Annotated in this window: 9 protein-coding genes; 8 read left to right on the plus strand and 1 reads right to left on the minus strand. The window is 38.0% G+C overall.

Features of this window, described 5'->3' with window-relative positions:
* The 3 genes from H8700_RS02380 to pepT all read left to right on the plus strand — a co-directional run.
* Nucleotides 1–774, plus strand: a 774-nt coding sequence (locus tag H8700_RS02380) for a hypothetical protein (RefSeq protein WP_249302788.1), incomplete at its 5' end; no start/stop codon positions are given.
* A gap of 824 nt (nt 775–1,598) precedes the next feature.
* On the plus strand, nt 1,599–2,843 hold the full coding sequence (gene argJ, locus H8700_RS02385; protein ID WP_249302790.1) for a bifunctional glutamate N-acetyltransferase/amino-acid acetyltransferase ArgJ: 1,245 nt from the start codon (nt 1,599–1,601) through the stop codon (nt 2,841–2,843).
* A gap of 691 nt (nt 2,844–3,534) precedes the next feature.
* Nucleotides 3,535–4,776: a peptidase T gene (pepT, locus tag H8700_RS02390; protein WP_249302792.1), complete on the plus strand. Its 1,242-nt coding sequence runs from the start codon at nt 3,535–3,537 to the stop codon at nt 4,774–4,776.
* Between the two features lie 394 nt (nt 4,777–5,170).
* On the opposite strand, the gene H8700_RS02395 is transcribed toward pepT, so the two are convergent.
* On the minus strand, nt 5,171–6,703 hold the full coding sequence (locus H8700_RS02395) for a L,D-transpeptidase (RefSeq protein ID WP_249302794.1): 1,533 nt from the start codon (nt 6,701–6,703) through the stop codon (nt 5,171–5,173).
* Between the two features lie 449 nt (nt 6,704–7,152).
* On the opposite strand from H8700_RS02395, the gene H8700_RS02400 reads away from it, so the two are divergent.
* The 5 genes from H8700_RS02400 to H8700_RS02420 all read left to right on the plus strand — a co-directional run bounded on the left by H8700_RS02400 (nt 7,153) and on the right by H8700_RS02420 (nt 13,225).
* The gene (locus tag H8700_RS02400; RefSeq protein ID WP_249302797.1) at nt 7,153–7,896 is read left to right on the plus strand and encodes a flagellin; all 744 of its coding nucleotides are present in this window, start codon (nt 7,153–7,155) and stop codon (nt 7,894–7,896) included.
* A gap of 99 nt (nt 7,897–7,995) precedes the next feature.
* Complete coding sequence (locus tag H8700_RS02405) at nt 7,996–8,604, plus strand: cytidylate kinase-like family protein (RefSeq protein ID WP_249302800.1); 609 nt, start codon at nt 7,996–7,998, stop codon at nt 8,602–8,604.
* Nucleotides 8,605–8,701: 97 nt separating this feature from the next.
* On the plus strand, nt 8,702–9,439 hold the full coding sequence (locus H8700_RS02410) for an SIR2 family NAD-dependent protein deacylase (RefSeq protein ID WP_249302802.1): 738 nt from the start codon (nt 8,702–8,704) through the stop codon (nt 9,437–9,439).
* Between the two features lie 400 nt (nt 9,440–9,839).
* Nucleotides 9,840–11,321 carry a glutamate--tRNA ligase gene (gene gltX, locus H8700_RS02415; RefSeq protein ID WP_249302804.1) on the plus strand — a complete coding sequence of 494 codons (1,482 nt, stop codon included), beginning with the start codon at nt 9,840–9,842 and terminating at the stop codon, nt 11,319–11,321.
* Nucleotides 11,322–11,326: 5 nt separating this feature from the next.
* Nucleotides 11,327–13,225 carry an ATP-dependent helicase gene (locus H8700_RS02420; RefSeq protein ID WP_249302805.1) on the plus strand — a complete coding sequence of 633 codons (1,899 nt, stop codon included), beginning with the start codon at nt 11,327–11,329 and terminating at the stop codon, nt 13,223–13,225.
* Nucleotides 13,226–13,646: the final 421 nt, after the last annotated feature.

Consider the following 13,646-nt stretch of genomic DNA (forward strand, 5'->3'; position numbering starts at 1 on the left):
GCATTTATTCTGGGGCTTTATATGAATCTGTATGAACACCAGAGTACACTGAACCCGAATATGCCGCTTCGTGATCTTTTTTATATTGCAAAACAGATGGAAAAACTGGTCGTTGACGACACGTTATACTCTTCGAGAATAGTCAAAATACCGACACCGAAGTTTATCGTATTCTATAATGGTGTGGATGCGTGTGAGGAACGCCGGATATTAAAGTTATCGGATGCGTTTCAAAAGAAAGAAGAGGAAGTGGATCTGGAATTAAAGGTACTGGTATTAAACATCAATGCCGGCATGAACAGACAGATCATGGAAAGCTGCCGGACATTGAAAGAGTATAGCATTTATGTAGAACGTGTCAGAAAATATCGTGCAGTCATGCCGATCGAGCAGGCGGTAGAAAAAGCAGTCACAGAATGTATTCGTGAAAATATATTAGCAGACTTTCTAAAAAAGCAAAGAGCAGAGGTGATAGCAATGTCTATACTGGAATATAATGAAGAAGAAGAGATCAAAAAGATCCGGGCAAGCGAGAGGCGCGGAGGCTATGATGATGGCTGGAATGCAGGAAGGATCGAAGGAGAAGCAGCAGGAAAGATAGCAGGCAAAAAAGAAATATTACTGGAGATTTTAGAAGAAAAAGGAGAGATAACAGGATTGTTGAAAAAGAAGATTCACGATCAAAATGATATGACAACTCTAAAAAGTTGGATTCAAAAGGCATGTATGACTGATTCGATTGAAGAATTTGAAAATGATATCGGAAGCATGTGATAGTGAAAAATACTATCACATGATTGTTGTTTTGTGTATTTATTAAGAACGCATTTATAAAAAAATATAATGTTTTTATAAGTTTTTGGGAGGTCATATTCTTATGGAAATGACCTCCTGCTTTTTGTGTAATAAAAAAAGCATAGTGTATCAAGGTGCTGTATAAAGTTCCATCTGGGTATATACTTACTTGCAGGGAAAAATGGATATTTACTCTATATTGTCAATTGGATAGGATGTATGGTGATTATATGCAACATATAACAGAGCGTTTTATGCAAAAATTTATATCTTTTCTTTTTTTGAGACCAATGCAAATGGACGTCGGACAAACAGATTGTTTCTATATATTAAAATGAATTTATAAAATTATAATCATAAGTAAATATTGTTTTGCTATAGAATGCTTCATAGATTAAATATCATATTTGCTTTGAACTTTATTAAGATATGAATAAATATAAATAGAAACAGTGCTAAGAAAACGTTTCGTTCTAATGATATTTAAAAATTTTATTTTATATGAAAACAGAGATATGCAATGTATTTTATTTTGATGCAAGAGTGCACTCAAAAAAATAAAATGAATAAATATTATTTTGTGATGAATAAAAATAAAAGTTGCCTTGACAATCCAAACGAATGGAATATAATAATGTTGGGGTCAAAAGGCGTTTGTTTTTTGCGGATGCCGTGACTTGTGTTATATAATAGATTTAACATGTTTTTTGATAGAAAAATAGACTGTTAAAATACTTTCAAAAATCATTTCGGACGAACTTTTGAAAGATAAGCAATCGATAAAAAGAAAGGCAGGAACAGTTATGACGAAAGAACAATTTGACGGATATACTTATATAGAAGGCGGTGTTTGTGCAGCAAAAGGATTTCTGGCAAATGGATTGAACTGTGGTATCAACCCTGATAAAAAGAAAAATGATCTTGGTATGATCTATAGTGAAAAGGAATGCACCGCAGCGGCAGTTTATACGCAAAATAAAGTTAAGGGTGCACCGATTCTTGTGACAAAGGAAAATTTAATCAAAAGCGGACAGAAAGCGAAAGCTGTGGTCGTTAATTCAAAGAATGCGAATACATGCAATGCCAATGGTGTGGAAGTGGCAACAAAAGTCTGTGAGTTGACAGCAAAAGAACTTGGTATTAAGACGGAAGAAGTGATTGTTGCATCTACCGGCGTGATCGGTCAGCCGATGTCTGTTGAACCATTTGCAAAAGGAATTCCGGAGATTGTAAAAGGGCTTTCGGCAGAGGGACATGAAGAAGCCGCTAAGGCGATTATGACAACGGATACTGTAAAAAAAGAAGTTGCTGTATCCTTTGAAATTCAGGGAAAGACCTGCCATCTTGGCGGTATGGCGAAAGGTAGTGGAATGATTCATCCGAATATGGCTACTACATTAAACTTTGTAACAACAGATGTTGCGATTTCCGGTGCATTGGTACAGAAAGCTTTGAGTGAGATCGTTAAAGTAACATACAATTGTCTGTCTGTTGATGGTGACACATCGACAAATGATATGGTCAGCGTGATGGCAAATGGTATGGCTGGAAATGAAATGATCGAAACAGAAAATGCAGAGTATGAGATCTTTAAAAAAGCACTTTATATTGTGATGTCAAATATGACAAAAATGCTTGCAGCAGACGGAGAGGGTGCATCCAAACTTTTGGAATGTACCTGTAGCGGAGCAAAAGATCTACAGACAGCGATTACTGTTGCAAAGAATGTCATTGGATCAAGTTTATTAAAATGTGCCATGTTTGGTGAAGATGCAAACTGGGGACGTGTTCTTTGTGCTATCGGTTATGCGGATGCGGAATTTGATATTATGAAAGTAAATGTTGATCTTGTATCAAGTGCCGGAACAATTGCCGTTTGCCGCAATGGTGCAGGTGTGGAATTTTCAGAAGAATTTGCAAGCAAAGTTCTTGCACAAGATGAGATCCATATCCATGTCGATTTACAGGATGGACAAGTAAGCGCCAAAGCATGGGGATGTGATCTGACATACGATTATGTAAAGATCAATGGCGATTATCGTTCATAATTTCATTCTCATACAATTCACATCATAAAATAAACAGACATTTGCAAACTCTTTGTACATTTTCTGATTCTATTCAGTGTTCAAACAGATGCCTGTACAGCGTCATGTTATAAAGTTTGTATCATGTTTCTATTTGTTTTATCTTTGGAGGTACTTTTTTGCCTTATAAGGATATCTAAGATTTTTTACTTTTTTGCGTTTGATTATGGGTGCTCTCATCTGATATAGGGGCAAGACCTGTCTGATGTACATTGCTGTTTGGGAATCTCAAAGACCGTCGCCACTTGCGTTGCAAAAAGAGTGATACGATTTTTGCAACGCTATGTGTGTGCTACGTGGCTTTGCGAAGCGGGAGCGTGTCACAAACAACAATGCTACTCAGGCTGAGTCGCCCCTATAGTTATGACCCGCGCCCAATCAGCAAAAAAGTCTAAAAAATCAGATATCCTTATAAGCCAGCGTGTCTACTCCAAAGATAAAACAAAATAGAAAACATGAATTCAAATATTCTGATATGACGCTGTACATGCATTCTGTTTGCAATATTGTGGTACAATAAGGAAAATGTAAGACAGCTTTTGCAAATGTCTGTTTTTATGAAATGGAAAAAGATTTGTGCAGTGGTAGATATCAGCTGGAGTTGTAATATGCCGGTGTTGTGCTTTTATGAAAGGGAAAGGTGAGGATGGTTATGAGAGCATATGAACGTTTGCTTCAATATGTGGTGATCGATACGCAAAGTGATGAGTATAGTGAGACTGTGCCAACGACAAAGAAGCAATTTGATCTTGCAAATAGGCTTGTGGAAGAAATGAAAGATCTTGGTATAGAAGATGCCTGCGTAGACAGTAGGTGCTACGTATACGGAAGTCTTCCGGCAACAAAGGGCATGGAACATTGTCCTAAAATGGGATGGATCGCTCATATGGATACCGCACCGGACTTCAATGGGCATGGGGTGAAACCATGTGTGATCAAAGAATATGATGGTACGGATGTGAAACTCGGACATAGTGGAAGAGTGCTTTGTACAAAAGAATTTTCTCATTTGAAAAAGTTAAAAGGGCGCACCCTGATCACAACCGATGGAACAACGCTTCTTGGCTCTGATGACAAATCAGGCATTGCGGAAATTCTTACAGCAGTAGAACGTATACAAAAAGAACAGATTCCTCATGGGAAGATAGGTATTGCATTTACTCCTGACGAAGAAGTAGGCGCCGGTGCTGATTATTTTGATGTGAAGAAATTCGATTGTGATTTTGCCTATACATTAGATGGCGGTGAAGAGGGTGAGATAGTGTATGAAAATTTTAATGCGGACTCTGCCGTTTTTGAGGTCAATGGTTTAAATGTACATCCCGGCAGTGCAAAGGATATTATGGTCAATGCACAGCTTGTTGCCATGGAGATCAATGCGATGCTTCCAAAAATGGAAACGCCAAGAAACACACAGGGATATGAAGGCTTTTATCATTTGTGTTCAATGGAAGGGGATGTTGAAAAGGCAACATTGCACTATATTGTCAGGGATCATTCAAGAGAAAAACAGGAACAGAGAAAAGAAGTATTGCGTCAAATAGAACAAAAACTCAATGAAAAGTATGGTGCAGGTACCGTGATTCTGACTTTGCAGGAACAATATCGGAATATGCGTGAAAAGATCGAACCTTGTATGGAAATCGTAGAATGGGCAAGAGAGGCGATACAGGATGCCGGAGTACAGTTTTTGGAATTTCCGGAAAGAGGAGGAACGGATGGAGCAAGATTGAGCTTCATGGGGCTGCCATGCCCTAATCTTGGGACAGGTGGCTATGCTTTTCATGGACCTTACGAGCATGTGACAGCAGAAGGAATGGATTTATGTGTTACCATTTTAATCTGTCTTGTGAAGAAGGTTTCAGAACAGAGAAAAAAGGATCTGTCATGGTAATAGTGGTCAGAAAAATATACAGAATAATGAATACAGCAAATTGTCTTTATCATAATTTAACCATTCTATATAAGCGCAATGCAAAGAACAGTCAGTGCAACATATTATCGGTATTACCTTAGGTTCTGTATAAACGTTATACAATCAAAAAAAGAATTTTATCAAAAAAGCAATTCAAAACAAAAAAGCAATTCAAAACAAAAAAAGCAATTCAAAATAAAAAAGTAATTCAAAACAAAAAAGTAATTCAAAACAAAATAATAATTTAAAAAAGAAGTTATATTCTCAAATATGCTACATGTATTTACATCCTGCAGATTGTTATTAACACACGTCTGCATGGTGCATGCTAAATCATTTTGGAATATAACTTCTTTTTATTATTTCGTAGTTATTAGTGCATAAAGACTGCCATTCTGTATTTTGCTAATTCATAAATCTGTGCTGCATCTCCCGGTGAAAGGTTGATACAGCCATGAGAACCTCTTGTTTTATAAAGAGATGGGTTCCAGCTTGACCATGGCTGCCATGTTGCAGGATGGAATCCGGTGCCGGTCCAGGTGATTCGAACCCAGTTCTTAACAGGAGTTGCATAATCTGCACCGGTTAAAGTATAAGCTCTTTTGTGCTCTTTGATAAAGAACACACCTGTCGGAGTTGCTCTGCCCGGTACAGGGCGGCCGGTAATACAACGGAAAGTAGCTTTTACTTTACCTTTTTTAAGAAAATAAACTTTCTGATCGGCAATCGAGATTTCAATATAATTATCAGGATCCCAGTCTTCGTTAAAGTTTACATAGTCTTTTTTGAAACCGGTATTTGCATAGATGACTTTCTTTTTCAAAGTAATCGCACTCTTGTTGTTCTCACTCTGATCGGCTATGTATGCGTCTGTTGCATCTTGTGAAATCTTCTTTTTCAATGCCTTTTTTGTCTGTGCTAAAGTTTTTTCATAATCAAGCTGCCAGCCGTAATCGCCACCGCCTAATTTGGCTTTTTTGCCATTATGGTCGATAAAGGTTCTTGTCTTTCCGACTGTCTTATATTTCAAACAGAAGGCTTCTACCCAGTCAGCAATCTTCGTATTGTTATATTTGATCTTGCCATCTTTGCAAGTGATCCATTTAGAAATGTCTTCCGGTGTGATCTGTTCTATCGCACCTTCGCCCATATTCCATGTGATATAACGAAGAGCGGCGTTATTGCAAAGAGTTAATTCCTGATTGAGTATATCATCTTTGGATGTATATTTTGGAGCTTTATAGACATCCGGATATTTCTTGCTGTCAGCAATGTTGATCTTTGTATTTGCTTTTTTGCACGCTTCATCAATTGCCTTGATCAGATTAGCTTTAATGATGGTGTTTCCAAGAACTTCTTCTTTACATTCATATCGCGATTTGTCTTTATTATAGACAACTGTTGCAGAAACCGGTTTTTGAACCTTGTATGTTGCACTGCCTTTTACAATTTCTGCTTTTTTAACAATTTTCTTTAATGCAGCATCATCGTAAGAAATATTGTAATCGGTTGTATAAGCATTTTTTTTGGCAAAAAGCTGTATGGCTTCGTGCTGCTTATCAAAAATTTTATCAAAACTGCTTCCGATCTTGAAATGATATCCGATGTCATTTCCATCAATTTGCATTTGTCCTTTGTCGCGTCCGGAAATAGTAAGTGTATAATCCGCATACTTTTTTTCCAGATTCTTCTTAGAGCTTTCTAAAGTTTGCCCTGATACATCAACACCATTGATCGTTGTGTTTTTGTACCAGCGGTCTGCATAATATACCTTGTGATAGATCAATACAATTGCAATGATCAGAATGGCAGCTATTGCTGTAACACTAAGTAATAGAATTGCTCTTTTTTTTGAAAATACAATAGAAGAATTGGTTGTTTCTTGTGTTTTCTTTTCTTCACTCATTTTTCTTATACCTTTCTTTATTATTTAGAAATCATAGATAAAAAGTTAAAAAACCGGATCAAAGGTTTCGGAATACTTTTATTTATGAAAACGATTCAAACCACATAATTTCAATCTTACATATTATAGTATATAATAGCAATAGAAGTGTATCAATTTTTTTAAAAATACAGTATAAATATTAAAAAAATGTATCAAAAGCATTAAATTTATCATAAAACCGGCATTAAATTTATCATAACACCACAGCGTTTTGACAGGATGTATACAGAGTATCAAATAATGTGGACAGAACCGGGACGATTTTTAAAAAATGTGCATATAATATACTTTTTGAGAGCAAAGTTTACGAAAAACAGATGTAAAAAATATGAAATTGTGTTATGATATAGTTAGAAGAAATTAGTGGATATGATTTAAAATATTTATTCTATGGGGAGGTGTCGGTTATGCAGGTAAACAGAATACAGACAAATGCATATCATCGTCTTTCAATGGAAGAGAATCAGAAGAAAGCATCTCAGATAGCGATCATCCAGCAGCAAAAAGGCCAGATCTCAGGATATGGAGCAGGTGCAAGAAATGCACAGGATGGAAAATCTGTATTGAATACAGCAGATGCGGCAATGGGATCAATCAATGATTATCTTTTGGGAATTCGTGATCTTTCTGTTAGGGCATCCAATTCAGCATTGTTGTCGGATGATGAGAAGAAAGCAATACAGCAACAGATTGATCAGTATAAGCAGGGAATTGCAGATATTGCGAACAACACAGAATTTAATACAAAGAAGCTTTTAGATGGAAACAATGATGCTATGCACATTGCAGCCGGTGCAGATGGAAGCGGTATGGATATTAATACCGGCAATGCAACATTAGAAGCACTGGGAATCAAAGACTTTGATACTACCGGAAGATTTTCAATTAAGACAATTGATGATGCATTAAAGAAAATTTCTGAGGATAGAAGTAATATCGGAGCACAGAGCGATGCATTGGATTATACGATCGGATATAACACACAAACGTCCTATAACCTGACAGCAGCTATGTCACGTAAAGAAGATACAGATGTTGAGAAGGTGGTTTCTGACAGAGACAAGCAAAAGATTCTTCAGACATACCGGATTTTTGCACAGCGAAGACAGCAGGAACAGGAACGGCAGAAAGTTGTAATGTTTACACAGTAGTATTTCATGATGAGGCAGAAATACAAAATGTTTTGACAATGCAGCAGTATATGGCATGTGTCAGGACAGGTATGATGTGTCGGAAAGGTGTGGTGAATTATGAACAAAGTAATAACAATAGGAAGACAGTATGGCAGCGGGGGACGTGAGATTGGTCAGAAACTTGCAAAATATTATGATATTCCGTTTTATGATAATGAATTGATTACCCGTGCAGCAAAAGAGAGCGGATTTGCAGAAGAGACATTTGAAAAAGCGGAAGATAAGGCAACGAACAGTTTACTGTATTCTCTTGCTATGGGAATCAATGTATATGGCAATCAGGATTTTGGTTTTTCGGGTCTTTCTTTAGATGACAGGATTTTTCTTGCACAGTCGGATGTGATTCGTAAAGTGGCGGACGAAGGTCCTTGTGTTATTGTAGGCAGATGTGCAGATTATGTGTTAAAAGAACGTGAAAATGTAGTGAATCTTTTTGTTCGCGCATCCATGAGTTATCGTTTACAGCGTGCAATCGTAAATTATCAGGTCGATGAGAAAAAAGCGGCTGACATCATTATGAAAAATGATAAGAGAAGACGAAATTATTATAATTATCATGTAGGTGAGAAGTGGGCTGACCTGAATAATTATGATCTGGTGATTCGTAGTGATATGTGTGGAATCGACAATGCTGTAAAGTGTATTATAACGTATATTGGTGAGTAAACAGAATTCAGTCGTTTTGCATCTGAGGCAGCAGATGCTGACATGGGGTATCTGATCGAAGAATAAAAAGCATATATTTTTTTGGGGGGGAGTAGCAATGGATAAAATAGCAGATAAAATTAAGGAATTGATCTTAAGCAGTGATAATGTTGTACTGGTTAGCGGCAGTGAAGTGATGCGTGAAACCGGATTGAATGGTATTCGTGCCGAGCACATGGTCTATGAGATAGAGGATCAATACGGATATAGCGGCGAAGAAATTATAACCTCCCCGTTTTTTTCACGTCAGGTTGATACATTTTATGACTATTATAAAAATGTAATCCTGAATAAAACGAATGTAGAGCCGACAGCGGTATATAAAGCAGCAGCTAAACTTGAGAAAGCAGGCTGTATCAGCCATATCGTAACTCGCATGATTTATGGCTTGTATCAGAAAGCAGGCTGTAAAAATGTGGTAGAATTGTATGGTTCGGCAGAAGAAAATCGCTGTCCGGTTTGCGGAAAGATATTTGGTTCAGACTACATTAAGAAGGCACAAGGAACACCAAAGTGCGATAAATGCAACATAGTCCTTCGTCCCGGTTTTTCATTTTTTGGAGAAATGATTGATAACGGAAGATTAACAAAAGCTTGTAATGCAGTTGAAAATGCTGATGTTTTGCTGGTTGCCGGTATGGCACTTTCCTCGCATACATGGGCATCAACACTTCGTTATTATGAAGGGGATAAGCTGGTTTTGATCAATAACGAGGAACATCCCGGAGATGAAAAAGCAAATTACCGGATGTATGGTAATTTGTCGGAGATCTTTACATATCTTGCAGATCTGTAAAGGATAAAGATTCTTTATAGGGAGTACAGCTAAAAATTGAAGTAATAAAATGTCGGAAAGAGAATTGTTCGAAATCATTTCCGGCATTTTTTGTGTAAATCATCTTTTTTGATGAAATCAAATTTCAAGGAGGGTGCAAACAGTCTAAAAATGATGAAACAATAGAAACTGTACAAGCTTCTTTCCGATAGGGAGAGAGTGTACAAGCTTCTTTTCGGTAGGGAGAGAGTTGCAAAATAGGGAAAAAAAGTATACAATATATAGCGATTTTTCTAATATACCGGAATGGTAGGAACAAGATAAAACCGGGAGTTGGGAATGCGATACTGCTTGCGAAGCATTGGCATATGCAAGGACCGGATACAGCAACATAAATAAATTTACAGAAATGGAGATTGTGATGAGTAAGATTAGAACCAGATTTGCACCAAGTCCAACAGGTAGAATGCATGTAGGAAATTTAAGAACGGCATTATATGAATATTTGATCGCAAAACATGAGAACGGTACATTTATATTGCGAATTGAGGATACTGACCAGGAACGTTATGTACCGGAGGCACTGGATATTATTTATAACACGATGAAACTTACCGGCTTGAATCATGATGAAGGTCCGGATAAAGATGGCGGTTACGGTCCTTATGTACAGAGTGAACGTATGAAAAGCGGTGTGTATTTAGAATATGCAAAGCAGCTTATTGAAAAAGGAGAAGCATATTATTGTTTCTGTACAAAGGAAAGATTAGAGTCATTACGTGCATCTTCCACTACAGAAAGCGGAAAAGAGATTGCAAAATATGACAAACATTGCTTACATCTTTCGAAAGAAGAGATTGAGAAAAATCTCGCAGACGGAGTGCCATATGTTATCCGTCAGAACAATCCGACAGAAGGTACAACTACATTCCATGATGCGATCTATGGTGACATTACTGTAGATAACGAAGAATTGGATGATATGATCCTGATCAAAGCAGACGGATACCCAACCTATAATTTTGCAAATGTAATCGATGATCATATGATGAAGATCACACATGTTGTTCGCGGTAATGAATATTTATCTTCTGCACCAAAATATAATCGTTTGTATGAAGCATTTGGATGGGACATCCCGGAATATGTACATTGTCCGATCATTACAGACGAGAATCACAAGAAGCTTGCAAAAAGAAGTGGTCATGCATCTGTAGAAGATCTGCTAGAGCAGGGATTTTTGCCGGAAGCGATCGTAAACTTTGTTGCACTCTTAGGATGGAGTCCTACAGATGATCGTGAGATCTTTAGTTTAAAAGAGTTAGAGGAAGTTTTTGATTATCATCATATCAGTAAATCACCGGCTGTTTTTGACATCACAAAAGCAAAATGGATGAATGGCGAATATATCAAAGCAATGGATATGGATCGTTATTTAGAATATGCATTACCGGTGATCAAAGAAGTGATCACAAAAGATTATGATCTGACAAAGATTGCCGAACTGGTTAAGACAAGAATTGAGTTATTCCCCGAGATCAAGGAAAAGATTGATTTCTTTGAAGAACTTCCTGAATATGATACAGCAATGTATACCCATAAGAAGATGAAGACAAACAGTGAGAACTCTTTGGAAGTGTTAAAAGAAATGCTGCCTTTGTTTGAAGCACAGGAAGATTATTCGATTCCGGCTATTGAAGCACTTTGTAAAGATTATATTGCAAAAAAGGAACTCAAAAACGGTCGTGTATTATGGCCGCTTCGTACAGCGGTATCCGGTAAGCAGATGACACCGGGCGGTGCTTATGAAATCATGGAGATTCTCGGAAAAGAAGAATCCATTGCACGTATTAAGAAAGGTATTGAGATGTTAGAGGCCGAAGTGAACGAAGAAGGAAAGTAGAGCCTATGCAAAAGTTAAATGCCGCACAGCAGGAAGCGGTAACACATTTTAATGGTCCGATGCTGGTTCTTGCCGGACCGGGTTCCGGTAAGACCAGAGTGATCACAGAGCGGGTTCGTTATCTCGTAGAAGAGAAAAAAGTGATGCCGGCAGGAATATTGGTAATCACTTTTACGAAAGCGGCAGCGATCGAAATGAAGCAGCGTTATCAAAGACTTTCGAAATCAAGAACAGGTGGTGTGCATTTCGGAACCTTTCATGCGATCTTTTTTATGATCCTCAAACATGCATATCACTATACTGCCGAAAATATCGTGCGGGATGATTTCAGAAGAGATCTTTTACGAAAGCTGGTGCGTGATACCAATCTAGAGATTCAGGACGAAAATGAATTTTTAAATGATCTCGAATCGGAGATCAGTCGTGTCAAAGGAGAAAGAATAGAATTGAAAAACTATTTTTCTCCTTTGTGTTCTAATGAAGTATTTGCAGAGATTTTCACACGTTATCAGAAAGCGTTGGGACAAAAAAGACTGATTGATTTTGATGATATGCTGGTATATTGTTATGAACTTTTAGAACAAAGACCGGATATATGCAAAATGTGGCAGCAGCAGTTTCCGTATATCTTGATCGATGAGTTTCAGGATATTAACCGGGTGCAATATGATGTAATGCGTCTGCTTGCTGCTCCTGTAAATAATCTCTTTGTTGTAGGAGATGATGACCAGTCAATCTATGGATTTCGTGGGTCAAAACCGGACATTATGCAGCAGTTTTTAAAGGATTATCCGGATGCCGGACAATGTCTTTTGAATGTAAACTATCGGAGCAATGCTGCAATTGTAGAGGCTGCCGGAAAAGTGATCGTACATAACAGTAATCGTCTGCCAAAGGAAATACAGGCTGTCGATAAGGAGCCGGCAAAAGATGCTATTGAGTTAAAAGAGTTTGCAAAAATGTCAGATGAAAATGAAACGATTCGGGATAAGATCCTTGCTTATCGAAATGCAGGCATTCCTTACCGTGAAATGGCAGTCCTTTTTCGGACAAATACGCAGGCACGTTCATTAAGTTCCAAATTAATGGAATACAATATCCCATTTACGATGAAAGAACGGCTTCCGAACTTATACGATCACTGGATCGTGCAGGATGTATTAACCTATGTCCGTGTTGCACAGGGAAATAGAGAAAGAGGGCAGGTGCTACGGATCATAAACCGCCCGAAGCGTTATGTTCATCGCAATGCATTTACAGAACCTTATGTGGATTTTGAAGAGTTAAAGCTTTTTTATGAAGATAAAGACTGGATGGTAGACCGGTTAGAGCAGCTTTCTTACGATCTGTCTATGCTAGCGCAGATGCGTCCTTATGCCGCAGTCAACTTTATCCGGAAAGGGATTGGCTATGACGAATATATCAGAGAATATGCCGATTACAGAGGAATCCGTGCAGATGATATGCTAGAGATCCTTGACGAGCTGCAAGAGGAAGCACGCTCGCAGGAATCATTTGAAGACTGGTATACCTATATGCAGGATTATAAAGAAGAATTAAAAGAGCAGACGCAAAAGAGTCTTGAAATGCAACGTGGAAAAGAACAGGAAGATTCCGTGATGCTTATGACAATGCATGGGGCAAAAGGCCTGGAGTTTACCTGCGTCTTTATTCCGGATGCCAATGAAGGTGTTACGCCACACAGCAAATCGGTACTAAATGCCGATATGGAAGAAGAACGCCGGATGTTTTATGTCGCTATGACAAGAGCCAAAAAGCATCTGCACATCTACTACCTCAAAGAACGTTTCCACAAAGAAGTAGACATCTCACGCTTTGTCACCGAGATCGAAACTTCCGAAGACCAAAACGAAACATCACCTTCCCATCCGTCCACAACTTGATAAACGGGGGGATTTAAGCGTGCTTTATTATAAAATTGACTTTTGCATTTCTATTTATTATTGCCTTTTGGGAAGACACGCCGGCTGATTAGGATATCTGATTTTTATGTTTTTTTGCTAATTGGGCGCGGGTTATAACTATAGGGGCGACTCAGTCTGGATAACATTGCTTAGGGGGCACGCTTTCGCTACGCCAAGCCACGTAACGCACACATAACCTATCAAAAAGGGAGCAACGTTTTCGTTGTTCCCTTTTTTGACAGGTAAGTGGCGACGGGCTTGGAAGTACCCCTACAGCAATGTATCTCAGGACTGGCCTTGCCCCTATATCAAATAAGAGCGCCCAAAATCAAAGCAAAAAAACAAAAAATCTTAGATATCCTTATCAGGTGAGACAGTGCCCCAAAAGGCAAAATAAATA

It is taken from the genome of Jutongia hominis (genome assembly GCF_014384965.1).
GTDB classification, from domain to species: Bacteria; Bacillota; Clostridia; order Lachnospirales; family Lachnospiraceae; genus Butyribacter; species Butyribacter hominis.

Bases quoted from the DNA above. Each gene is read 5' to 3' on its own strand.
- argJ (WP_249302790.1), top strand. From the start codon at position 1,599: ATGACGAAAGAACAATTTGACGGATATACTTATATAGAAGGCGGTGTT.
- pepT (WP_249302792.1), top strand. From the start codon at position 3,535: ATGAGAGCATATGAACGTTTGCTTCAATATGTGGTGATCGATACGCAA.
- H8700_RS02395 (WP_249302794.1), bottom strand. From the start codon at position 6,703: ATGAGTGAAGAAAAGAAAACACAAGAAACAACCAATTCTTCTATTGTA.
- H8700_RS02400 (WP_249302797.1), top strand. From the start codon at position 7,153: ATGCAGGTAAACAGAATACAGACAAATGCATATCATCGTCTTTCAATG.
- H8700_RS02405 (WP_249302800.1), top strand. From the start codon at position 7,996: ATGAACAAAGTAATAACAATAGGAAGACAGTATGGCAGCGGGGGACGT.
- H8700_RS02410 (WP_249302802.1), top strand. From the start codon at position 8,702: ATGGATAAAATAGCAGATAAAATTAAGGAATTGATCTTAAGCAGTGAT.
- gltX (WP_249302804.1), top strand. From the start codon at position 9,840: ATGAGTAAGATTAGAACCAGATTTGCACCAAGTCCAACAGGTAGAATG.
- H8700_RS02420 (WP_249302805.1), top strand. From the start codon at position 11,327: ATGCAAAAGTTAAATGCCGCACAGCAGGAAGCGGTAACACATTTTAAT.